The following is a 23903-nucleotide window of genomic DNA, read 5'->3' as shown; positions in this document are numbered from 1 at the left end:
ACCTACCGTGTGGGTTGGCTTGCGAACCGTGTCTTGAACAACAGCGACCAGGTAGTCTGGCAGTGCCGCCAGCACGCCCGGATCGCCGCGCGACCTCGCCCCTTCAGCAGTGCCTTGAGTGCCAGTACCAGGTCACCCACACACACCAGCAGCATGTGCAGCGCCAGCCCGGCAACGCCGTGGTGCTTGCGGAAGTACAGCAATTCGCTTTCGATCTGGTAGCTGGAAATCTGCCGGCTGGCCGCTTCCAGTTCGCTGACCGACTTGGAGCTTTCGCCGCCGATATGCACCACCGTGGTATGGGGATAGAAGACGACCTTCCAGCCCGCTTCCTTGACCCGCTTGCAATGGTCAACCTCCTCGTAATAGAGGAAGTAGCGCGGATCGAACAGGCCCACCTGGTCCAGCACTTCGCGACGCACCAGGTAGAAACAACCGGGCAGCCAATCGCATTCACGTACCGAGCCATGGTCCCAGGTCATCTCATCGACCATTTTCAAGCCTGGAAAGAAACGGCCCAGCCCGGTACGGCCGACAAACACGTTCAGGGGTGTGGGGAAGTAGCGGCAACTGGGTTGCAGGTCGCCATCGCGGCCCTCCAGGCGCACGCCCAGCACGCCGCACTCGGGGTGGTTGTCCATGTACTCGATGGTCTTGGCCAGTGAATCGGCCGCCACGAAGGCATCGGTATTCAGCAGCAGTGCGTACTTGCCCTTCAAGTGCGCCAGCAGTTGGTTGTTGGCGCGCCCGAAACCGACGTTCTTCTTGTTGCTCAGCAACAGCGCCTCGGGGCACACCTTGGCCATGCGCTCCACAGAATCATCGACCGAGGCATTGTCGACGACCAGGTAACTGGCGAGCTTTTCGCTGTCGGCCTGGCGCAGCGCATCGAACATGGGCTGCAGCAAGGACGCGGTATTGAAATTGACCACCATCACATCGACGGGTTTTCTATCCATTGCTACCGTCCCCAAAGAAGTACTGCCGTCGTTGCGCGGCAAGGGCAGGCTCCACGGTCGGGTCAAAGGCACCTTTGCGCTGTTTGACCAGTTCTATCCACGGGTAGCTTTCGCAGCGCTCCTCCACCCTCTTGATCAGTGCTTCGGTGGTGCAGATGAATTTGGCCGGGTTGCCACCCACCACGGTGCCCGGCAGCACGTCCTTGGTGACGACCGCACCGGCAGCGACGATCGCATCGGGCCCGATGGTCACGCGGGGCATCACAATCGCGCCATGGCCGATGAAGCAGTTGTCCTTGATGTCGATATAGCCGACCGAATCGAGGTGTTTCCCGTAGCAGAGCTCGATCAATGCCACCACGCCGTCGTGGCCGATCAGTGTGCAATCCGACAGGCCGACGTTGTTACCGATGCGCACCAGCGCAGGGTCGGTCACGTTGCACCCTGGGTTCATATGAAAGTTGGCCCCTACCGAATGAAACTTACCCCAACGGGTTAGATAGCTCCCCCACTCTCGCCCCGTTGGATTACACAACTTCTTGTACGTCGAGCTTCCCCGCCCGGTCGAGTTGACATAACGCGTCAGTGCACTCCGTATCCATCCATTCATTCTGCGAGCCTCGCAATCAAAGCGATTCTGAACTGTCCCTGAGGCGACTTCGGTCTCATTCTTCTTGGTGCTGACCGCCTCGCACTCAACCCATTTACAACGTGCGTTACACCGCGGCACCCGTAGCCGATTTCAACTTTTCATTGAGGTGGTCCGCCAACCTGACGGCAAACTGCAACAACGGCATGGTCGGGTTGGACGCGCCGCCCTTGGCAAAGATACTGCTTCCCGCCACATAGAGATTCTGGGTGCCGAACACTTTGCAATTGGCGTCGACCACACCGAACTCAGGTGACGCAGCCATGCGCGTGGTGCCCATGTGATGGGCATGTGGCGCCATCTTCAACGGCACCGATGTGTCGTAGACGAAGTCGTTGAGCTTGACGAAGCCCAAGTCCATGTCGGCAAATTGCTTGGCCAGTTCGGTGCCGATGCACTTGATGGTGTGCCTGTCACTTTCGCTCAGTGCCCAATGCACGTTCACTTTGGCCACCCCCAGCTCGTCTTTCTCATTCAGCAATGAAATGCGGCTTTGCCGGTTGGGAAACTGCTCGATCATGGTGCCGATCACACCGTCGCCCGGGCAACTGAACTTGGCGACCAAGGCGATCTTGTCGGCAACGCCCATGTCACAGGCAAGGTTTTCCAGAAAGTGTTTGACCTCGGCCGTGCGGCCATACGTCTGCACGTCCGAAAGCAGTGCAGCGGTGATATTGCCTTTACCGGCCTGGTACTCCTCAACAAAGGCGTCGGTGGTGTAGTACTGACGCATCTGGGTGTCCTGGTCCGACTTCAGGATGAACGTGCCCATGTCGATGTTCAGGTGCTCCATGAAGCAACACCCGGTCAGCCCTTCCTTGTTGATGATACCCGCGGCCAACAGGGATTCACTGTTCAATAACTGCCGGGCATTCTCGATGGCACCCGTCGCCAGGATGAAGTTTCTGGCCACCACGCGCTGACGATGACGGTCGTAATCGGACACCACCGCAGCCACCACATGGCCCGACGCTTTGTCGAACTCCAGGTCGACGCAGTTGCAATTGATGAACACATCCAGCCCGTGGGTCTCGTTCAGAGCAGTCGCGTACTTCTGCGCAAAGCGCGTTGGGGGGCTCAGCAGGAAGCGGTCGGGTTCGAAGTCATCACCCGCAAGCCCGGTGTTCATCGCGTGAAACTCCGAGCCTGGCGGCAAATCGACGATGTCCATGGCCGCAGCCAGGTAGCCCTCGATCTCCGAGTAGGAAATCGGCCAGCCGGGCAAGTCGCCGGGCGGCGCCATGGCGAAGTCTGAGGGGGTGAACGGCCGGCAGCGCCCTGCCCAGTGGTTGGACGTGCCGCCCAGGTAACGCAGGCGTGTTTCTGCGGCGTACAGTTCGAGCCCCGTCGAGGCGCACGTGTACAGCCCTTGCGAGTGCGGTGAATACTCACGCCCACCGCCCTCGGCCAGCAGCACGTTCCAACCCGCAGCTGCCAGCCGCAGGCCCAGGGTAATGCCAGCGGGGCCGGCCCCGATGATGCAAAAATCATAGTCGTCACGCAGCGTTTTCTGCTGCTGATAGTCCTTGATCATGCTGGCTCGTTCCGGAAGTACTGAGAAGGCAACACCCAGCCGTTGATCACCACGAACCCGTTTTTTTCGACGGGTTTGCGGGCAACGTCTGCGGCCACCCCAAACACCGCGCCGCCAACGCCCAGCAGGACACAGCTCTGGAGAAAACCCCTACGACCCAACTGCGGAGTACACAACGTAAGCTTCCCCATGATCCCCAGACCTATCTCGATGAAGTGTTAACAATCAGTCACTCGACCGCCCCCACATTGCACCATCGCCCGCCTCTGGCCTCATCACAGCCACTCGAAGAAACGGGTCGCCAACAGCCCACAGAGTGCCCCCACGGCCACCATCGGCAGTACCACCAACTCGCGTTTGACACTGAAGATATCCAGCTTGCAGTTAACGTAGACGATCAACAGCAACGTCGGGAAGGTATGCAGGGCCACCCCCCAGATTGCGTAGTCAACACCGCCAATGGCCAGCAGCAGTGGCAACAACCCCCATAACGAGACTAGCCGGATGATGTTGTCCATGGCCTGGTATTTCGTCAGGCCCAGGGCAATCCATATCTGATGTGCCAAGGTATAGCGCAGCGTGAAGAACGACAGCGAAAGAATCGCAAGAATCGTCCCCGCCTCGGTGTAGCGCGCGTCGTACATCCAGCCGATCAACAACGGGCTGGCGGTCAGGAACACCCCGCAGGCGAACAGCATCACAAGGTCGACCAGCAACCTGAAACGGTAGTACAGCGCCTTCAGGCGTGCCTTGTCACCTTCCCGAGCGGCTTCGCTGAACGCGGGCAGCGCCACCGAGCCCACCAGTTTCAGCAACCCGGTCTGCACGGACCCGAGGATCAGCACGGCAATCGAGTACACCCCCAACTGCCCCGCTGTCATGCTCGCACCAAACCAGATCCGGTCACCGTACATGGCCAGTACGCCGACCATCGACGACAGCAGAATCCAGCGGCCAAACACAATCAGCTCGTTCAGCGCGCTTCGGTCCCACTGCAGGCGGTTGTTCGGCCCTTCCAGCGCCAGGTGCCCCAGCAAGGTACCCGCCAGGGCGCTGACCAGGCCGGCGATCACCAGCGACCAGATCGACCGGGTGAAATAACCGATCACCAGCATCGCGATCAAACCGACCACTTGCGAGGCCAGGTCCACCAATACCACGCGCTTCTGTTGGAAAGTTCGTACGGCGACATCTATCTTGGTCGATTGGAATCCCCAGATGATGGCCGAAAGGCCAGTCGCCGCCAGCACCATCGGCAGCTCGGGCGCGGCGTAAGTGGAGTCCGCCGGCCACAGGTTGGCCAGCTGCGCGAACCAGGAGGCGGCGGCCAGCAGCAAGGTCAGGGCAAACAGCACGAAGCCGCGGATGATCTGGACGGTCCAGGCGGTATTGAGAAACTCGGGGTCGTCGCCCCGGTGGCTCTGGATGATGTTCTGGCGCAGGCCAACATCGGACAGCAAGTGCAGGAGTACCGAAACCGTGGTGGCGATGACCATCACACCGAACATTTCCGGCAGCAGCAAACGGGCCATGATCAGGTTGCCGCCCAGGCGCATGACCTGTGACGCCACCAGCGACACCAGGTTCCATGACCCGGCCTTCAGTGCGCGCTTGCGCAGGCTCGCGGAGGCTGACACATCAATCGACGGCATGACTTCAATCTCTGACTGATTGGCTAAAAGTCACTATAGTTTCAATTAGCCATGATGCTAGCCGTGCCCACCAAGGGAAAGGTGTCCTTAGCCAATGCCTGAACATTTTCGTGCGTTGATCGTCATTCTGTTTCTGGCAGGCGTCGTTTTTGTCATGGCGCGCCGCCCGGCGACAGACCTCATCCCCTACAGCGACTTCAAGCGCCGGCGTAACCTGTGGTTCGTCCTGACGCTGGTGGCCTTCGCCTCCCACAGCTTCTGGGTGTACGTGGCCGCTGCCGGGCTCATCATGTACATCGCCGGGCGGCGCGAACGCAATGCCATGGCGCTGTTTTTCATGTTGCTGTTCCTGATTCCGCCGGCCTCGGTGCAAATACCCGGGTTTGGCGTGGTCAACTACCTGGTCGACCTCAACCATGTTCGCCTGCTGACGCTGTGCGTGCTGCTGCCGGCAGCGCTGGCCCTGAGCAGGCAAAGCGATACCCTGCGCTTCGGCCGCACCTGGCCCGACAAGCTGCTGGCGGCCAGCCTGGTGCTGATGAGTGTGCTGTACCTGCGTGAAACCACCCTGACCGACACCTTGCGCCAGGCGCTCTACCTGTATGTCGATGTGTTCTTGCCCTACTACGTCGCCAGCCGAGGGCTCAAGGAAATCAGCGATTTCAAGGACGCCATGCTGGCATTCGTGCTGGCATCCTTCGTCCTGGCACTGATCGGCGTTGCCGAGTTCGTCCGCCACTGGCTGCTGTACAACGCCCTGATCGATGCCATGGGCGTGCAGTGGAGCATGTCCGGCTACCTGAGCCGTGGCGGCTCATTGCGCGCCAGCGCCACCACCGGGCAGGCGATTGCACTGGGCTACGTGATGAGTGTGGCCATCGGTCTGTACCTGTTCGTCCAGGGCTATGTGCGCAGCCAGCTGCAGCGGGTGCTCGGCGCCCTGCTGCTGGCGGCCGGGCTTTTCGCGCCGTTGTCCCGCGGCCCCTGGATTGGCGCCGTGGTCATCGTCGTGGTGTTCATTGCCATGGGCAAAGGCGCCATCAAGCGCCTGACCGTGCTTGCCCTCGCCGGCGTACTGGCACTGCCGCTGCTGACTGTGCTACCTGGGGGCGACAAGGTGCTGGACCTGTTGCCTTTCATCGGCAATATCGAAAAAGAGAACATCACCTACCGGGAACGCTTGATCGACAACTCCTGGATCGTAATCCAACGTAACCCCTTGTTCGGTTCGTTCGACTTCCGTAACACCCCTGAAATGCAGTCGATGATTCAGGGGGAAGGCATTATCGACATCGTCAACACCTACGTCAGCCTGGCCCTGCGGGTCGGGTTGGTCGGGCTCGCGCTGTTCGTGGCGTTTTTCGTCACCGTGTTGCTGGGCATCCGCAAGGCCATGCGCGCGTTCCCCGACAAGGATGACGAGCAACGGCAACTGGGCCGGGCGCTGTTGGCGACGCTGGTGGGGATCCTGGTGATCATCTTCACCGTCAGCAGCATCACTATCATCCCCACCGTGTACTGGTCGGTCGCAGGGCTTGGGGTGGCCTACATACAGCGGGTGCGCAGGCTCCGTTCCAGCCAGGCCAGCGACCTTCCCGCTGCCGGCCTTCAAATCAGGTGATGCCCATGAGCCGTTTCCCTTTGCGCCCCTTCATGCGGGCATCCCTGTTCATTGGCCTGGCCGTCATGTCCCAGGCTGGCTGGGCCTCCGGGTGGGTCGTCAGCGTCGAAGAGCAAAACGGTCTGCCCAGCGTGACACGCGGTGGCGGGCAGGTGATGAAAGCCAAGTTCGACTTCTGGGCGGCTAACTGGAGCTGGACTGGCTTCTACACTGCCATGAAGGTCAATGCGCCCTACAGCTACACCCTGCAGGGCAAGAACAAGCAGTTGGACTTCGACCTGACGGCGGATATCCGCAAGCCGCAAACACAAACCTTGACCTGGGCGTTCGACCTGACCGCACACAGCAGGCAGTCCAACGTGATGGGCGGCGGCATCGTTTTCCAGTTCGACCCGGCCCTGTTCAATGGGGAGATGGGCGCGCCCGTGCTGTTGCCCGACAACCGTGGCTGGTCCTGGGGCAAAGATGCGCAAGGCAGGCGCATCGAGATGCGCTTCGAACCTGCACTGGCAAAGGTGTACTTCGAACCGGGTAGCAATGCCGAGATCCGCGCGTTCTTCTACAAAGACCCCATCAGCGCCGGCCAGCAGCAGATCAAGGCGACGTTGAACGTGACGGGCGATATCGAGCTGGGCCCAACCCCCACCGAGCGCTTTGGCCTGCAAGACCCCGCGCAGTGGCCCGACGACCAGCTTGACTGGCAAACCTCGCCGGTCGACCTGTCTTTTCTCAACGCATCCGAGAAACCAGCAGGCAAGCGCGGCTTTGTAAAGGCCTCCGGCGAGCAACTGGCGTTCGAGGACAACACCCCCGTGCGTTTCTGGGGCACCAACCTGTCTGCGTACTCGTTGTTCAAGACACCAGACGAGGAAATCATCAAACAGGCCAAACGCCTGTCGGCACTGGGCTTCAACCTCGTCCGGCTGCACCACCACGACTCCCCGTGGGTCAGCCCGAACGTGTTTGGCGACGGCACCTTGATTCGCGATACTCAGCAGCTCAATGCCGAGTCGCTGCGCAAGATCGACCTGTGGGTCAAAAGCCTCAAGGACGAGGGCATCTACGTCTGGCTCGACATGCACGTACAGCGCGCCCTTACCGCCAATGACAACATCGAAGATTTCGATGAGCTGGCCAAGGGCGAGCCCAGGGTCGACCTTAAAGGCTACGCCTATGTGAACCAGAGCATTCAACAGGCCATGAAACACTTTATTGAGCAGTACATGACCCATGTGAACCCCTACACCGGCCTTGCCTACAAAGACGACCCGGCCATTGCTGCGGTTTTGATCACCAACGAGAACGACATCACCCAGCACTACGGCAACGCCATGATGCCGGACAAAAAAGTCCCCGCACATACCAAGCTTTACCAGGAGCAGGCAGACGCCTTCGCCAAGCGCAATGACCTGCCTGCAGACCGCACCTGGCGCGCCTGGGAACATGGCCCGTCGAAGCTCTTCTTGAATGATCTGGAACGCCGTTTCGATGTCGACATGATTGCGCACCTGCGCAGTCTGGGGGTCAAGGTACCCATTGCCACCACCAGCACCTGGGGCGGCAATGGCCTGAGCGCGCTGCCCGCGCTGACCTCGGGCGATGTGATCGATGCGCACAGCTACGGCGCCATCGGCCAGCTCGAGAAGAACCCGCTGACCAGCGACGGGATGATCAACTGGATTGCCGCGGCCCAGGTCGTCGGCCTGCCCCTGACGGTCACCGAATGGAACGCCGAACCCTTCCCACTGCCCGACCGCCACTCGCTGCCCCTGTATGTGGCGGGCACGGCCAGCCACCAAGGCTGGGACGCCATGATGCAATATGCCTACAGCCAGCAGGCCTTCAACAGCGGTTGGCGCACGGCAGACAATTGGCACGCGTACAACGACCCAGCCATGCTGGCCACGCTCCCCGCGGCTGCCCTGCTCTATCGCCGTGCGGACGTGCAGCAAGCCACCACCCGTTACGTCTTCGCGCCAACACCCGCCACCTTGTTCAACCAGGACATCACGCCGCGCAACTCGCTGCTGCTGCGCACCGCCATGGAAAAAGGCAGGCTGCAGATCTCCATGCCGCAGACGCCGGAGTTGCCCTGGCTGAAACCCAGCATCATCCCGGCCGATGCCCAAGTGCTGCGTGACCCTGCCCAATCGTTGCTGCCCCCTGACGCCACCGAGTCGGTAACCGATACCGGGGAGCTCAAGCGCAACTGGCAACAAGGCCTCTACACCATCGATACCCCCCTGACCCAGGCGGCGACCGGCTGGCTGGGCGGTCGAACCCTCAACCTTGGGCAGGTCGAGGTACAGGCAAAGACGCCTTATGCCAGTGTCGTCGTGCAGAGCCTGGATGCCAAACCGCTGGGCCAGGCTCGCAGCCTGCTGATCTCACTGGGCACCCGGGCCGTGCCCAAGGCCGACGACAAGACACCGTTCAATGTCGAGCCCTTCGAAGGCACGCTGGCCATCAAGGCAGCGGCCGGCCTGAAACTGTTCGCGCGCGATGCACAAGCGCAACTCAAGGAATTGCCAGTGGCGTACCAGAACGGGCGCTATGTGATCACGTTCGATGGCCAGTACATGTCCAACTGGCTGTTCTTGAAATAGGGCATTTGGCCATCTACAGTCTCAAGAGACCTGTAGCTGATACTCCCACCTGTTCGATTCAGGGACGACCCGCGGCGTCTGTACAACAGCAGAGTCCAGGAGGCACGGATGAAGTTTCTGGTTGTCGGTGGCGCAGGTTATATCGGCTCGCACATGGTCAAGCACTTGCTGGCCGCGGGCCATGATGTGGTGGTGGCGGACCTTGTGTCGCCAGGGCCTGGGGTGCAATGGGCCAAGCTCGACATTGCCGACGAGCCGGCGCTGGATGTGCTGTTCGCCGAGTGCCACTTCGATGCGGTCTTTCACTTCGCATCGTTCATTCAGGTGGGCGAGTCGGTTTGCGCCCCTGGCAAGTACTACCAGAACAACGTAGCGGCCACCCTGACATTGCTGCAGGCGATGGTGAATGCGGGCATCAAGCGGCTGGTGTTTTCCTCCAGCGCAGCCGTTTACGGCAACCCGCTGTATGTGCCCATCGACGAGGCGCATGGCAAGGCACCGATCAACCCCTATGGGCTCAGCAAGTGGATGGTCGAGCAGATACTCGAGGACTTCGACCGTGCTTACGGGCTGAAGTCGGTGTGCCTGCGCTACTTCAACGCCGCAGGGGCTGACCCTGACGGGGAGCTGGGCGAGCGCCATGAGCCGGAAACCCACCTGATACCGTTGATCCTCCAGGCGGCCGCTGGCAGGCGTGAGGCGGTCACGGTGTTTGGCCGGGATTACGACACCGCCGATGGCACCTGTATTCGTGATTATGTGCATGTCGCCGACCTGGCTTCGGCACATGCGTTGGCGGTCGACTACCTGGTCGCTGGCGGCCCCAGCACGGCGTTCAACCTGGGCAATGGCCTGGGCTTTTCAGTGCAGCAAGTGATCGATACCGCCCGCACAGTGACGGGCCGGCAGATCCACACACTCGATGCACCCCGCCGCGCGGGTGACCCGCCCAGGTTGGTGGCGGATGCAGGCAAAGCGATGAGTGTGTTGGGTTGGCGGCCAGCGTATGCATCGCTGGAGCAGATCGTGGCGCATGCCTGGGGGTGGGAGTTGCAGTACCCGTGGCATCGGCCCTAATCATGCGGCTATTCACTATCGGGGTAGGAGCAGCCTTGTGCTGCGAAGAGGCCGGTGAAAACACAGCGAATCTTCGCTGCTGTCACCGGCCTCTTCGCAGCACAAGGCTGCTCCTACACTCGATAGTGAATAGTCAGTAATAGGTGCGCGGCTTTTCATCCGCCTTGTTCAACACCGTACCTGGTCGCTGGCGGCCCCAGCACGGCGTTCAACCTGAGCAATGGCCTGGCGGAGTAGATCGTGGCGCATGCCTGGGGGGAATTGCAGTACCCGTGGCATCGGCCCTAATCATGCGGCTATTCACTATCGGGGGTAGGAGCAGCCTTGTGCTGCGAAGAGGCCGGTGAAAACACAGCGAATCTTCGCTGCTGTCACCGGCCTCTTCGCAGCACAAGGCTGCTCCTACCCCGATAGTGAATAGCTCAGTAATAGGTGCGCGGCTTTTCATCCGCCTTGTTCAACACCGTGCCTGGTCGCTGGCGGCCCCAGCACGGCGTTCAACCTGAGCAATGGCCTGGCGGAGCAGATCGTGGCGCATGCCTGGGGGTGGGAGTTGCAGTACCCGTGGCATCGGCCCTAATCATGCGGCTATTCACTATCGGGTGTAGGAGCAGCCTTGTGCTGCGAAGAGGCCGGTGAAAACACAGCGAATCTTCGCTGCTGTCACCGGCCTCTTCGCAGCACAAGGCTGCTCCTACCCCGATAGTGAATAGCTCAGTAATAGGTGCGCGGTTTTTCATCCGCCTTGTTCAACACCGTACCAATCAGGTTGACTGTCGCCAGGTGGTGCAGGCATTCCTCGATCTCTTGCTTGCTGTTCATGCCGTTGCCGACGACCAACAACACACAGTCGAACTTGGGCATCACGGTGATTGCATCGTCCGAGCTCAACAATGGCGGCAAATCGAAAATGCAGATGCGCGACTCATAGCGGCTGCGCAAGTCGCTGATCAGGTTGTTCACCCGGGGGGAGGACAGCATTTCGGTAGACATCGGAATAGGCACCCGCGTCGGCAGCACGACAAAACGCGGCAACGTCGGGTTGACCAGCACCTCTTCCAGCCCAGCCTGGTCAGACAGCAACTCGTTGAGGGCCTTTTCCATCGGCAAGCCCAGGCTGCTGCCGACCTTGGGGCGACGCAGGTCGAAGTCCACCAACAGCGCCGTCTTGGTCGTGTGGTGCGCGATGCTCATGGCCAGGTTGATCGCCAGCACCGTCTTGCCCGCCTCGGGTGTTGGCGAGGTGATGGCCAAGGTACGCCAGCCGTTTTCCTCCATCGCCTGCAGCACCTGCGTGCGCAACAGGTCGATCGGCCCACTCATGTTCGAGTTCTTGTTGAACGCGACAATCCGATTGCGCTCAAGGTGCTCCGCACGCAACGGCACCACCTTGGTCTTCACGTAATCGAATTGCCCTGGCACTTCTGGAGGCTCCGCCCCGTGGGCGGTTTGCGGTGCCTGGGCAGCACCTGGAGAAACTTGATGAATACCATTGCCAACTACCGGCTTGATCCTGTCCATCACTGCTTTCCCTATTCAAACCGCGCCATAGCCTTGAACAGCAACACATCCAACGGCATGTAGAACACGTGCACCAGCACTACCATCATAGCAATCAGCACAAGCACCGCCAGGATCAGCAGGTTGCGCCAGCGTTTACGCTTTGCCAGTTCCGCCTGGGTGGTGATGAAGGGCACCGTCACCAGCACACGCTTGCCCAACACGCTCTCCAACGCCCCTACACCCCGTACCCGCTGATTGAGCATTTCCAGCAGCATCACCAACGCGCCACCGCCTGCCGGTGCCAGCACCAGGCCCAGGGCGGCGATTTTCTTGCGGTTGGGTTTGATCGGCTTCTCGGGCAGCAGCGGTGGCTCCAGCAGCACAAAACGCTCTGCCTTGTTTTCCTGTTCCAGGCTTTCGGTAATTTTCGCGCCCATTTCCTTGGCACGGATTTCTTCGTACTTCTTGCGCGCGTTGTCGTGGTCGCGCATCAAGGTGACCAGGCCACGCTCCACTTGCGGGGCTTCAAGAATCTCCGCCTCGTAGCCTTCCATTTTCTTCACCAGCTCACGCTTTTGCTCCGCCAGTGAGGTGATGCGCTCCTGGGCCGCGCCAATCCGCGCACGCACCCGCGCCACATCCAGGCTGACCGACGACGCAGCCTTGCTGCCGCCGCCGCTGGCCTGCAGGGCATCGATCTTGCGCTTGACCGCAACTACGTCCGGGTGCGCGTCCTTGTATTTGGTCAGCAGCCGGGCGTACTCGGCCTTGAGGCTGGGCAGGTCTTGTGGCTGGTCGGCACTGGAAGGCCGGGTACCGTCAGCCTTGGTGGTCAAGCCGGCATTGGCCGCCGACAATTCAAGCTCCAGGTAACGCAGTTCCTCTTGCGCGGTCTTGTAATCGCGGTCGACCTCCCGGAACTCCAGCTCCGAGCGCGACAGCATGCTCATGCGCAGCGACTGGTGCTCAGGCAAGGCATTGGCGTGGGCTTGCTTGAAGTCCGCCAGCTGGTTTTCCAGGCTGGCAAGCTCGGCACCCAGCTTGTTGGCTTCCTGGGTCAGGAATTCGGTGGTTTCGTTGGCGCGCTCGGTGCGCTGCTTGAGGTTTTCGTTGAGGAACAGCGTCACCAGTTCGTTGGCGACATCCTTGGCCACCTGCGCTTGCTTGTGCTCGAAGGACACATTGAATGCGACTGTGGCCTCACCCCGCCCTCTGACGAACGTGCTGAGGGTAGCGACCACGATGGCATTGCGCATCTGGTCGATCTTGTCGCTTTCGCTGAGCCGCTTGTCAGCGAACAGGCTGTACTTGTCGATGATCCGCAGCAGGTTCTCGCGGGTCATGACGCGCTGGCGAATGACCTCGATGCGCTCATCGGCAAAGCTGTTGTTGTTCGCCGATACCAGCTCGGGGGAGATCTGTTGTGACTCCACCAGAATGGTCCCAGTGGACTGATAGATCGGTGGCACGCTGACCGCGACCACCACGGTCGCGGCAAGAATGACTACGATACTGATCCCTAATAACAGGGCCCTATCCTTGATGATGGCGATGTAATCTTTAAGGGAAAGCTCGTAGTCAGACTTCATAAAGGCCACCAGGCTGAAGTTCAGAGGTCGGGGTACCTATACGTCAACGTCAAACCAACAATTGTTGCGTCCGCAGTGGGTGCATCGTCCTGCCGCCGCTCCTTGTACATCAACGATAGGCGCAGATCCCAAAAAGGCGAAAATTCCCGGCTGGCCCAGACACTGTACATTTGCAGTGTGTTGGGTGTTTGCCCTTTGCTGTCTTGCCAAGTGGCATCGGCGCCGACGCGGGTCAGCTCGTTGACCGCGTAACTGTAAATACCGCGCACCATGTCGAGCTCGGCAAAACCACCCTCCGCGCTGGCGACCGTGCTGCGTTCGGCACTTAAGCTGAGGTCGGAACGCACCCCGGTATACAGCAGCGAGGCCCCGCCCTCCCCGCGCCGACCGCCTTCAGAGCCGGACACCTGGTTGACGCCAACGTGCGCATCGGCACTCAGGCGCTCGGAGAACTGATACTTCACCCCAACTGCAGGGGTGTAGCTGTTAGAGGCGGTCGCAGTAAGGTCCTGTTCGGGCTCATAGCGCCTCACCCCAAACCGGGTATACACATCGGCCCGCTCGCTCCAGGCGTAGGTCCAGGTTGTCACGTTGCCCAGCTCGTTGTAGCCGGTCAGCGTGTTGATGTCGTATCGCGCTCGGCTGTACTTGGTTTCGTTGGACAACGTGCTGCGGGCGGTGATGGCGCTGCTCCAATTACCTGCCAGCGTATACAGCTTCTGCGTGCCGTCGGTGGTTACCACACCGGTGTCCTGGACAATGCCGGACAACGTAGAGCTTTCGTTGTACTGAGCCACCAGGCCAAAACGCCCTTTCTCGGTGTCGCGTTGCCAGCCCAGGCTTACATTGGGGTCTTCGCGGTCGTCGACGATGTCCGTGTCTGAAGAACGCAACACGTGCATGCCAAGACCCAACCGTAATTCGTCGCGGTCAAAGGTACCGACAAGGGTGTAGTCGGGCGCAATGATGGTGCGCGTCACACCCTTTTCTTCAGACGACAGCAACAACGGGTTGCTGTCGTATTCGACCGAGGTCGGTACCACCACCGATGACTGCCAATTTGCTGCCTGGACCGCGTCCGTAAACGGCAAGACCATGATTGCCGTTGCAATGCTAGTTGTTCTAAGAAGAGGCATTAAGTGTTCTTATTAAGGCAAGATCAAGGAACGACCAGCGTATCGCCAGCCTGAAGTTGAATGTTGGTGGACATGTCACGCCCGGAAACCAGGTCCTTATATCTCACGGGCAGAATCCGTTGGGAAGCCCCCTGGCCGCGAACCACCTTGATGTCGCTTTCGTCAGCGAATTTGTCCAAACCACCCGACATGCTCAAGGCCTGCAATACGGCCGTGGGCCCCGCCATTTGTACGGGCCCTGGCTTGATCACTTTGCCCTGCACGTACACAAGGTTGCCGGCGATGCTTTTGACGACAACGCTGACGTTCGGGTCGGGGAGGAATTTTTCGAGTTTGGCAGCGACCTGTTTTTCAACGGCCGTGGCATCAAGGCCGGCGACATCGATCCGCCCTGCCAAGGGGAAGGTGATACTGCCATCGGGTAGCACGGTGGCTTCTTGACGCAGGCTCTCCTCTTGCCAGACGGACACCATCACCACATCGCCAGGGCTGAGCCGATAAGCTGCGCTATTTTCGACCGCGTTGCCGGTACCAGACCACAGCATCAGCACGCAAAAAGCGGAACACAATGAACGTACCATGAGGGTCCCTCCGGCCTACTGGCCTGACAAAGAGCACTGAATGAGAACGGCACACCAACTCTCGCTCCACTTCGCAACCGCACTGCCTGCTGCGATGGCCTCAACCTTCCTGGAGGCCCTGTACCTTGACACCTCGACACCCTGCCTGACCCGCCCGCTGCGACACCCTACGGCTAATGGCGATGAGTCGCCACTGGAATATAGCAACAGTTGGAAAATTGACAAGCTGTCAGCAGCTGCGAAGCCATCAACAACAAACCTCAGACGTCAATTTACCGACAACCCCAAAAAGCCCCGTAATTGATCAACTGTTAAAGCCCCCTATTACCTTTGCCACGCGAGAACGTTTAAATCTTTCTTCTATTGGCAACGGCAACAAAACCGATGACTGCAAAAGCGAAGAACCACCCTGCCGTTGCGACAGGAATGACACTGTTTTGATTGACATACGAATCAGCAGCACGGGCAGCGCCACTTAAAAGCACTAACAAGAAGATTGATTTAATGAACAGTGTCGAGCGCATAACCCCCTCCTATAAAGAGGATAATAAAAATATTTATTGGTGGGTTTAGCGGGAGACTTCCTCGCTGTTGATTTGAGCTTATGGGCACAATGACACTACGTCAATGATCCGACACCATAATAAAATTCAATGAGCAAGGGGTGGCTTCGTCAAAATGCCGTCACACATAAACTGCAGGCGTTTCTCGGTACTGACAGGTAATGGTCAATTAAGTGTAAGGCGCTGATATAGCGAACTTTTCTGCGATAGAAGCCGCACAGGAGACCCCGGCGGCTGGCGCAATCGTGATTTCTGATCAATCGAAGACGTGAAGGAGGCAAGCCCTTGCGTTTCATCGCTGAGAAACCAAATGCTAATGGTTGGCCTTCCGAACCGAAATCTGGCGCGTTTACCTGAGGCTTGGCCGGTAGCTACACCGGCATCAAATCCAGGGTGCGCTCCACCTCATCGATGTCGATCCTGAACCCATCGCCTTCCGGCATGCCCACCACAAAGCCAAAGTGCTGCTGGTCGCGGTCTGTCAGGTATTTGTAATAACTGACAAAACGGTTCGGTGGCTGCAACGTCAATACTGAGCCACCGGCCTGCAGCACGTTCACGCCATGAACCAGCTGGCTACCTTCGACCCCAGCCACCACCCTGGCGCCGGCGCACGCCGCGATAATGCTCGGCACGTCGGTTTTCAGCGGGTCGACAATGCGAAAGCCCCTGTGCGTGCGCAGGTGCTCTGCTACGGCCATTTCATTGCGCAGGAAGCGCAAGTCGCCGTCGCCACCACGCAATATGAACACACCGGGGTGTGGTTCGTGGGGCACATGCGACAGCAGCTTTTCGCCCATGGCTCGGTAGCGCAAGTGGCGGCTTTGGTTGTTGCTCTGGTCGTCGAACAGCACCAGCTCACGGAAAAACGCACTGCGCAAACGAAGGGGCTTCATGCCCAGCCAGTCTTCATAAGCCGGCGCCTGGGTAAACAGTGGGTAGCGCGCAGAGGGCGCAGTGGTCACCGGTACGCCCTCGTTGCAGGCCAGGGCATAGGTGACGCAGTCTTCCATCAACCAGGTGCCAAACCAGGAGTTGCCATTTTGCGTGCAGTAGATGGCCGCGCGCTCGATCTCGTGCTCCACCACAACCCGCGGGAAGGTGCTCGGTTTCAAGGATAACCAGTGGCTGGCCTTGCCTTTGTAGAGCGCGCCATCGACCAACCACACGTCCTTGATCAGGTACCCACGTGTAGGGCCCTGCGCCACGCTGAGCCCACCCTCCATCGTGCGGGCGGGATGCACGTAGGGGTAAAAGCGCTTTGCCTCCCACCCCGTCACCCGCTCCAGCTGATTGGGCAAATAGAAGGCGGCCGGGGAAACCGTTGTTTCACCAGGCGCGATATCCCAGCTTTTTGACGCGATGCTTTTCAGGTCGATGGCAGAATTACGTGCGAGCCGCTTGCGCGCCATGTACTTGTACGCGGCAAGGGTCCACTTATGCCGTTTACCGGCAGACGGTGCGCTGAATTTGGAGATATCGCTGCCCATGAAGTGCTCCCCGGGGTGGCGTGGTCACAAGCCTTTGAACGACTCAGTTGGATGTGATCCTTTCCATCGTCGGCGGCGACTGTAAATTGGCGTAACGCGTGCGCAAGGTCTCGATAAACGACTCGCCCGAACGTTTGTCACCATAGAGGTAGATCTTGTGCAGGCCGCCAAAGACCATCTCGTGGTACCGGCTGGCGACCTCTTCATCGCTCGGCCCGTCCGGCAAGCCCAGGTGCAGTGTCAATTTGTCGCCTTCAACCGCGAACATTGGCGTTTCCCATAGAAATTTCGCCGTCCCGGTCTTGGGTAGCCGCACGAACAGGTAGGCGTGGTTGCCCAACGAATCAATGTCGCCACCGCGCCTTCTTTTCCACTTCAGCAAACCGTCATCCGGCCGCGCCAGGCACAGGCCAATGTCGTAATAATCGAAGCCATGTTGCAACGCCCACTCCAGCGCCATGAAGGTGGTGATGGAGTTCACCTCACGCAGTTTTTTCGCATCTGAAAACACCGCTTCGCTATAACCAAAACGCAGGGTGCTCCAGTAGCGCTTGCCACCGCGCGTGACTTCACAACCCAGGTGGCAACCGATCACTTCGTCGCCCAAGGTGATCAGGTCCAGGCGCCCAACGCTCTTGGCAATGCGGAACACATCGTCCGTGGGAAACTGCGCAGCATGAATACCCTGCCTGGCCGTGGCATAGGGGCGCAGTAACTGGCTGTCAGCCATTGCGATTTCTTCATCCGACAGCGTCTGCCTCATCTGATAAAGCGGCCGGTTCTTGCGAATGCTACGGCGCAACTCGCTGTCGTAGCGGGCGGTAATGTCATCCAGCGTTCGCCCCAGTGGTACCACGGCACTCAGGTAGTGCGGCACGGACAACGCCCCTGTAGTGGGCATTTCACTCACCACCACCACATGGTTCGACGCGTCTGGCTCTGCACTGCTGCCGGCAACCGGAGCGTTGCCCGGAGCCTTGCCACCAATCAGCAGCTTGGCCATCTCGCGCTGCTGCTTGCGCCCGATGTAGAGGATTTCGTAGGGGCTTTCCTGCTGCAGCCTGAACCTGGCGACCTCCCACCGCCAGACACAGGCTCGGCCAAGCACTTCACGGACTTGGCTGGCAAGCAGCCTGATCTCGTAGCGCGTCGAAGGAGAGATGAGTTTTCGTGCCACCGCTGCCAAGTGCTGTTTCATTCTTCTTCGACGTCCTTTGATGTTGTCTATGGGCAGATCAGAACAAGATCATAATTAGCTGTAATTAACACACCCAACGCACTGATATACAAAAGATTACTATCGAAACTTCACTCTCACATTCAGTAACAATTTAAGATGCCAGGCAACGGTTTGGCAAGCGGCACTTTGACAGCATGCCAATCTATTTTATGACGTCAAAAAACGCTTTTTATTTTGATGATCGTGTGACGCTAACACATGACGCCTGTTGAGTTGCAGGCAATACCGGGTTACCACCTGGTTATTAACCAATACCGTTTGATGCTCTCTCCTCATAAAGGAGCATCGACATGCCAACCCTTTCAACGCTCGAACCGCATCAAACGCTACTGGAAACACAATTGCCCACCTGGGCACACTCAATAGCCCCGTCTCAATGGCACAGTTTGAGGCAAAGCCAACTACCGGCCTATTACACGCAGGCCTGGTTTGCCAACGCCGCCCCCGATCTTCGCCAGGCCGTGCACCGTAGCCAGTCGCGCCTGCTGCGCTCGCAAAGCACCTTGGCCCAGGCCCTTGAGGGGCTTGAGCAAATCACTGCGTTCGCTGAGCCCCGGCTGACGGCACGCCTTGCCGAACACGGGTGCAGCGCCCCGCTTCGTGGCACCGAACTGCTTCGGGTAGAAAGCACCTGGCATTGGGCAGGCATGCGTTACCTGAACAGTCATCGTCGTGACACGCTGCTGCAGGCCGCGCTGCAGAACTTCGCAGATGACGAACGCTTCAGCGCCCAGAGCGCCATTGCACCAAGCCACACGATCCAGGTCACACCCGTTCAGGTACGGGGCACCGCAGTACTGGGCCCGCAGACACCCCCAGCGCACTTCCCGCTGGTGTCGGAGCGCTACCAGGTGGAGCGGCTGCCGCTCACACCCGCTGGCTTCGCCGCACTGTGCCGTTCGCTCGATCTGGGGCAGCAATACCAGGCCCATCTGCAGCACCATTTCGCTAAGCCACACGTACGCGAACAGGCGATCGCCGTGTACAAGGATAGGCTGCGCCTGGCGGCCGACCTGGCTTACCTACGGCATGTGCTCACCGGCACCGCGCGCGACCAAGTCGACCTGTTTCTGCAGGGCAACGAGATGCCTTGCTGGCAACTGGCGCTGTTCGGTATCACCTTGCATGAGGTGATGCTGATCGACACCGGCATCAGCGGGCTGCTGCTCTATTTGCCAGGCCACGACCAGGCCCTGCGTCAATGCGCCGACCTTGAGGCTGTGCATGAGGCACTGGCGGCCCTGCTGCTGGAACCCACCGACCGGCAGGCGTTCATGGCGTACGTGGAGCAGGGTCAGCAGCAACACTTTCTTGACTTGCTGCACCAAAACCTTGACGCCTCAGGCGCTTCTGCCAACGACAAGGCATGGCAGCGGGCCCCTGAGGCGGATTTGCGCCCCACACGGCTGGCAATCACCGAGGAACCTTTTGCTTTTTATCAGGCGCTGCACCTTGACCGCCTCAAACGCGAAGCTCGCCAGCTGGCGGTGCCGACCGCCGAAGCCGACGCCACGGCGCGGGCAAACCGCCAGCAAGCGTGGGAAGACCTCGGCATGGACGCGCTCAACCTGGCCGGCTTCTTCATCCCCGCCGTGGGCACGCTGATGCTGGCGGTGACAGCGTGCCAACTGCTTGGCGAAGTGTACGAAGGCTATGAGGCCTGGCATCAGGGTGACCGCCACCTGGCATTGCGTCACCTGGAGGCGGTCGGCCTGAACCTGGCCCTGATCGGCGGGCTGGTGGTCGCTGGCCACGTGGTGCCGAAGTTGTTCAAAAGCCCGCTGCTGGAGAGCCTGCAGGAAGTTCGCAAGCCCGATGGCCGCTACCGGCTCTGGCAGGCAGACCTCACACCCTATCGCAGCCCCCTGGACTTGCCGCAGAGCGTGCACGCCAATGCTCAAGGCCAGTACCTGCACGATGGCCGGTATTTCATTCGCATGGATGGCCACCTCTACGAACAGCGCCTGGACACGCAGACACAGCAGTGGCGGCTTGTGCACCCACACGCGCAGGACGCTTGGCAGCCGCCTCTGGAACACAACGAACAGGGTGCCTGGCGCGCCAGCCATGAACAGCCATCACAGTGGTCCTTCGCAATACTGGCTCGCCGCTTGGGGGAAAACTACGCAGCGTTCACACCCGAACAACTTGAGCTGGCTGGCCGCATGTGTGGGACCGATGCCGCGTACCTGCGCCGCGTGCACCTCGAAGGGCAGCCGCCACCGGCTTTGCTGCTCGACACCCTGCAACGTATGGCCGCGCAAGCGAAGGTGGTTGCGCTGGGCAGCGACGCGCCGGGCAACCTGTTCGAACGGTTGTATAACGGCGATGCGCCCATCGAACCGGCAACACGCAGGTTGCTGGAAGCCTACCCTCGCCTGTCGGCCGTACTCGCCAGGCGTCTGCTGGCGCCCCTGAGCGCCGCGCAATCCCTCGCTTGGGAAAACGACGCGGTGTTACCGGCCTGGCTGCGTCAGCAGGTTGAACACACGCACAGCGAACTGCCTCTGATACGTGCCGTGGAAGGCGTGCTCGTTCCCGCTCGGGCCGGTGCCGATAGCGAACGCCTGCTGTTCAATGCCCTCGATGGCCTGCCCGACTGGCCGCGCGATGTGCGCCTGGAACTGCGTGCGGGTAGCCCCGAGGGCCCTCTGCTTGAACATATCGGCAGCAGCTCAGCAGGCCGTGTCTGCCGGGTGATCAAAAGCGCAGAAGGTTATGAGGCTGACCTGGGGCCGCGCCCTGCCCCCGCCACGCGGGACCTGGACCTGTGCCGCGCTGTGGAGCAGGTACTGCCGCACAGCCAACGCGACGCGCTGGCGATCGTCCAGGCCGATGGGCGTACGTTACGCCAGCGCGTCCTGGCTTGGGTCAACGACAACCGAGATGACCTTGCACAACGGCTATGGGGGCCAGGCGCCAGGCGTCGCGCCCGCCCAGTCCAGCTGCGCGGAGGTCGCCCACTCGCCCCACAAGCCCCGCACCCGCGCCACACAGGTTCACTGGCCGGCGCCTATCGCCGCCTGTACCCCGATGCCACTGATTCGGAAATCGAAGATGTACTTGGCAGCGACCCTGAAGACAATGACCTTCGCTCACCGACACAAAGGCTGCGCGACCTGCAACAACGCCTGGATACGCTGCGCCGCAACCTGCAGGAATGGGCCCGCCCCGCCCCTCAACGCCCGCACCAACGCCAGCGGGCGATCCGCCCAATCATCAACGCCTGGCGGCGCCTCTCGAGCGTGCCACTCGCAGGCGGTGGCCGGATCGCCAGCCTCGACCTCTCCGGCCTCGAACTGGAAAACCAGGACCTGGCCAGCCTGGCCCTGCCGGACGACTTCACCCATGTGGAGCACATATCGCTGCACAGCAACCCTTCACTCAGCCAGCTCCCTGCAGAGTTCCTGGAGCGCTTTCCCAAATTGAAACGCTTGTTACTGTCCAATTGCCGGTTCGACGCCCTGCCCCATGTGGCCAACCCCGATCGATTGACCTGGCTTGATCTGGACAACAACCGCATCACCTGGGACAACCGCAACCAGGTAGCGCTGAACCAGTGCGCCGGGCTTATCGTGTTGGACCTGTCGGGCAACCCGCTGCTGGAGGCGCCAGACCTGCACGGGCTTGACCACCTGAAAACCCTGTTCCTGTCCGAGTGTGGGCTGGTCGAACTGCCCTTAGGCCTGGACGTCGTTGCCGAGCCTCTCGTCCTGGACCTGTCTGGCAACCAGTTCCAGCGGCTGCGGGTGGATTTCAACCTCCCCGGCCCGTCCGCCGAAGCCCTGTGCCTGGAAAGTGAGTGGCTGAGCGAAGGCATGCTGGCCCAGGTCGATGCTTACAATGTCGCCCATGAAGTCGATTTGCTGGTGTGCGAGGGGGACTATGCAGAGTTTTTCGAGGGAACGGGCCCGGAACAGGCTGCGCTGTGGCAGCGTTTGCCACTTCAGTACCGCCGCGACCTCAGGCCGCTGCTTGAAAACGATTTCTTCATAGCCCGCCCGCAACAAGCCCGCGCGGAGTTCTGGCGGCGTCTGGCAGCCATCGATGCTGACCCCGTGCTACGCCAGGAGTGGTTGATGCACCCGCCGCACAATCTGTTCCGCCTACCCCTGTAGAGAGCGGCGAAAAAGCGCCTGTTACCCAGGTGACAGGCGCTGCCTACGCGGGTTACGCGCTATCCAGCCTTGCAACTCGGCGGCCGGCATCGGCCGCCCCATCAGGTAGCCCTGCCCCTGATCGCAGCCGGCATTGCGCAGAAAATCGTACTGCTCCTGCGTTTCGATGCCTTCGGCAGTTATGCGATAACCCAAGGCATGCCCCAGGTCGATGATGGCACGGGCAATGGCCACCGCATCATCGTCTGCGGGCAGGTCCTTGATGAACGCGCGGTCGATCTTCAGGTGGTCGATAGGCAGCGCCCGCAGGTAGGCCAGCGACGAATAACCGGTACCGAAGTCATCCACCGCAGTGGCCACGCCCATAGCCTGCAGTTGCGCGAGCACCGCGCAGGCCTGCTGCTGGCTTTCCATCAACAGGCTTTCAGTAATCTCCACCTCCAGCAGATTGGCGGCCAGGCCATGACGCTCCAGGGCCATCGCCAGGCTCGACACATAGTCGCTACGCTCGATCTGCAATGCCGCGACATTGATCGCCAACGGCCCGGGCAGGCAGTCATCCCGACGCCAGGTTGCCAGCTGCGTACAGGCCAGCTCCAGCACGCGCTCGCCCAAGGGAATGATCAACCCGGTACGCTCTGCCAAGGGGATGAACTCGGCCGGTGACACCAGGCCTGCTTGCGGGTCGCGCCAGCGCAGCAGCGCCTCGACACCTTCCAGCTTGCCGCTGAACAGGTCCACCTTGGGCTGGTACCAAAGTTCGAATTCATCATTGTTGAGCGCTCGCCGCAGGTTGCGCTCCAATTCCAGGCGTTGCTGCAAGCGCGCAGTCATATCCGGGTGATACGCCCGCCAGGTATTGCGCCCGCTCTCCTTGGCGGCGTACATGGCGGTATCGGCGTGGCGCAGCAGGTTGTCCACATCCTCGCCATGCTGCGGGCACCAGGCCAGGCCAATGCTGCCGGTAACCAATGCAGCGTTACCTTTGAGGTCGAACGGCCGCTGCAGGCACCGCAGCACATGGCGCAACTGGTGGGTTACCTGGCCCTGTGTGCCCTGGAGCATGAACACGAACTCGTCACCGCCCAGGCGGCAGACGCGGTCGTGCAGGTCCAGCTCCTGCAGGAAGCGCGCGGTGGCTTGTTGCAGCAGCAGGTCGCCCATCGCGTGGCCAAGGCTGTCGTTGACCTGTTTGAACCCGTCGATATCGAGCATCAGCACGGCGAGGCCATGCCCCTTGTCGATGGCCTCGGCCAGTTGCCGCTGGAACAGCACCCGGTTGGGCAACCCGGTAATGGTGTCGTAGTGCGCCAGGCGTTCGAACTGTGCCTGTGACCGGCACAGTTCGTGGTTATGCTGCTGCAGCTGGCGCTGCTTGCCGTTGAGCCGCACGACACAGAGGCCGAGCAGGCCGATGGCGGCCAACGCCAACCAGAACAAGGGCGAAGCCAGCAGTGCGGCCGTCTGTGTATCGTCGCTTGGGGAAATGGAAGTGATCATAGGCCTGCTGACGCACCGGGTTAGCTCTGTATCGGCGCAGTGCAGGCAATGTTGAGCCAGACTGGTGTTTTTCCTGTGACCGGTG

16 protein-coding genes are annotated in these 23903 nt (G+C 60.4%); 4 read left to right on the top strand and 12 right to left on the bottom strand.

Annotation, left to right across the window (positions count from 1 at the left end; all coding sequences use genetic code 11):
- Positions 1–2: 2 nt before the first annotated feature.
- The 4 genes from AB7M33_RS22625 to AB7M33_RS22610 all read right to left on the bottom strand — a co-directional run bounded on the left by AB7M33_RS22625 (position 3) and on the right by AB7M33_RS22610 (position 4794).
- A complete protein-coding gene (locus AB7M33_RS22625; RefSeq protein ID WP_238211723.1) occupies positions 3–959 on the bottom strand; it encodes a glycosyltransferase family 2 protein in 957 nt (318 codons plus the stop codon).
- Entirely contained in the window at positions 952–1569 is a 618-nt protein-coding gene (locus tag AB7M33_RS22620; RefSeq protein ID WP_085273376.1) for an acyltransferase, read from the bottom strand. Before AB7M33_RS22620 ends, AB7M33_RS22625 begins: the two co-directional genes overlap by 8 nt.
- A 106-nt stretch (positions 1570–1675) precedes the next feature.
- Positions 1676–3142 carry an FAD-dependent oxidoreductase gene (locus tag AB7M33_RS22615; protein ID WP_454243660.1) on the bottom strand — a complete coding sequence of 489 codons (1467 nt, stop codon included), beginning with the start codon at positions 3140–3142 and terminating at the stop codon, positions 1676–1678.
- Between the two features lie 275 nt (positions 3143–3417).
- Positions 3418–4794, bottom strand: a complete 1377-nt coding sequence (locus tag AB7M33_RS22610; protein ID WP_238211729.1) for an oligosaccharide flippase family protein — start codon at positions 4792–4794, stop codon at positions 3418–3420.
- A gap of 94 nt (positions 4795–4888) precedes the next feature.
- On the opposite strand from AB7M33_RS22610, the gene AB7M33_RS22605 reads away from it, so the two are divergent.
- The 3 genes from AB7M33_RS22605 (at position 4889) to galE (ending at position 10098) form a co-directional block, all read left to right on the top strand.
- On the top strand, positions 4889–6415 hold the full coding sequence (locus tag AB7M33_RS22605; protein WP_085273379.1) for an O-antigen ligase family protein: 1527 nt from the start codon (positions 4889–4891) through the stop codon (positions 6413–6415).
- On the top strand, positions 6415–9021 hold the full coding sequence (locus AB7M33_RS22600; RefSeq protein ID WP_454243659.1) for a cellulase family glycosylhydrolase: 2607 nt from the start codon (positions 6415–6417) through the stop codon (positions 9019–9021). The genes AB7M33_RS22605 and AB7M33_RS22600 overlap by 1 nt, the downstream gene beginning before the upstream one ends.
- A gap of 108 nt (positions 9022–9129) precedes the next feature.
- Positions 9130–10098 (top strand): UDP-glucose 4-epimerase GalE, encoded by a 969-nt coding sequence (gene galE, locus AB7M33_RS22595; RefSeq protein ID WP_454243658.1) that lies wholly within the window; start codon positions 9130–9132, stop codon positions 10096–10098.
- A 714-nt stretch (positions 10099–10812) separates the two neighbouring features.
- Here galE and AB7M33_RS22590 read toward each other — a convergent pair.
- From AB7M33_RS22590 to AB7M33_RS22560, 7 genes are all read right to left on the bottom strand, one after another.
- Positions 10813–11619: a CpsD/CapB family tyrosine-protein kinase gene (locus tag AB7M33_RS22590; RefSeq protein WP_027596764.1), complete on the bottom strand. Its 807-nt coding sequence runs from the start codon at positions 11617–11619 to the stop codon at positions 10813–10815.
- 11 nt (positions 11620–11630) lie between these two features.
- Complete coding sequence (locus tag AB7M33_RS22585; protein ID WP_099454019.1) at positions 11631–13190, bottom strand: GumC family protein; 1560 nt, start codon at positions 13188–13190, stop codon at positions 11631–11633.
- A gap of 20 nt (positions 13191–13210) precedes the next feature.
- The gene (locus AB7M33_RS22580; protein ID WP_454243657.1) at positions 13211–14326 is read right to left on the bottom strand and encodes a hypothetical protein; all 1116 of its coding nucleotides are present in this window, start codon (positions 14324–14326) and stop codon (positions 13211–13213) included.
- A 23-nt stretch (positions 14327–14349) separates the two neighbouring features.
- A complete protein-coding gene (locus tag AB7M33_RS22575) occupies positions 14350–14907 on the bottom strand; it encodes a polysaccharide biosynthesis/export family protein (protein WP_274888324.1) in 558 nt (185 codons plus the stop codon).
- A 347-nt stretch (positions 14908–15254) separates the two neighbouring features.
- The gene (gene eppA / locus AB7M33_RS22570; protein WP_077068395.1) at positions 15255–15431 is read right to left on the bottom strand and encodes an EPS-associated small membrane protein EppA; all 177 of its coding nucleotides are present in this window, start codon (positions 15429–15431) and stop codon (positions 15255–15257) included.
- 410 nt (positions 15432–15841) lie between these two features.
- Entirely contained in the window at positions 15842–16960 is a 1119-nt protein-coding gene (locus tag AB7M33_RS22565) for a glycosyltransferase 61 family protein (RefSeq protein ID WP_027596760.1), read from the bottom strand.
- 43 nt (positions 16961–17003) lie between these two features.
- Entirely contained in the window at positions 17004–18158 is a 1155-nt protein-coding gene (locus AB7M33_RS22560) for a GNAT family protein (protein ID WP_265969056.1), read from the bottom strand.
- 428 nt (positions 18159–18586) lie between these two features.
- On the opposite strand from AB7M33_RS22560, the gene AB7M33_RS22555 reads away from it, so the two are divergent.
- Positions 18587–22318, top strand: coding sequence for a dermonecrotic toxin domain-containing protein (locus AB7M33_RS22555; protein ID WP_454243656.1), 3732 nt, complete (start codon positions 18587–18589; stop codon positions 22316–22318).
- 21 nt (positions 22319–22339) lie between these two features.
- Here the strand turns inward: AB7M33_RS22555 and AB7M33_RS22550 are convergent, their stop codons facing one another.
- Positions 22340–23818: a putative bifunctional diguanylate cyclase/phosphodiesterase gene (locus tag AB7M33_RS22550; protein ID WP_454243655.1), complete on the bottom strand. Its 1479-nt coding sequence runs from the start codon at positions 23816–23818 to the stop codon at positions 22340–22342.
- Positions 23819–23903 lie beyond the last annotated feature (85 nt).

The organism is Pseudomonas sp. Y3 TE3536, assembly GCF_053629175.1.
The sequence above is the reverse complement of the archived record's forward strand: the minus strand, read 5'-3'. Positions and strand labels throughout refer to the sequence as shown.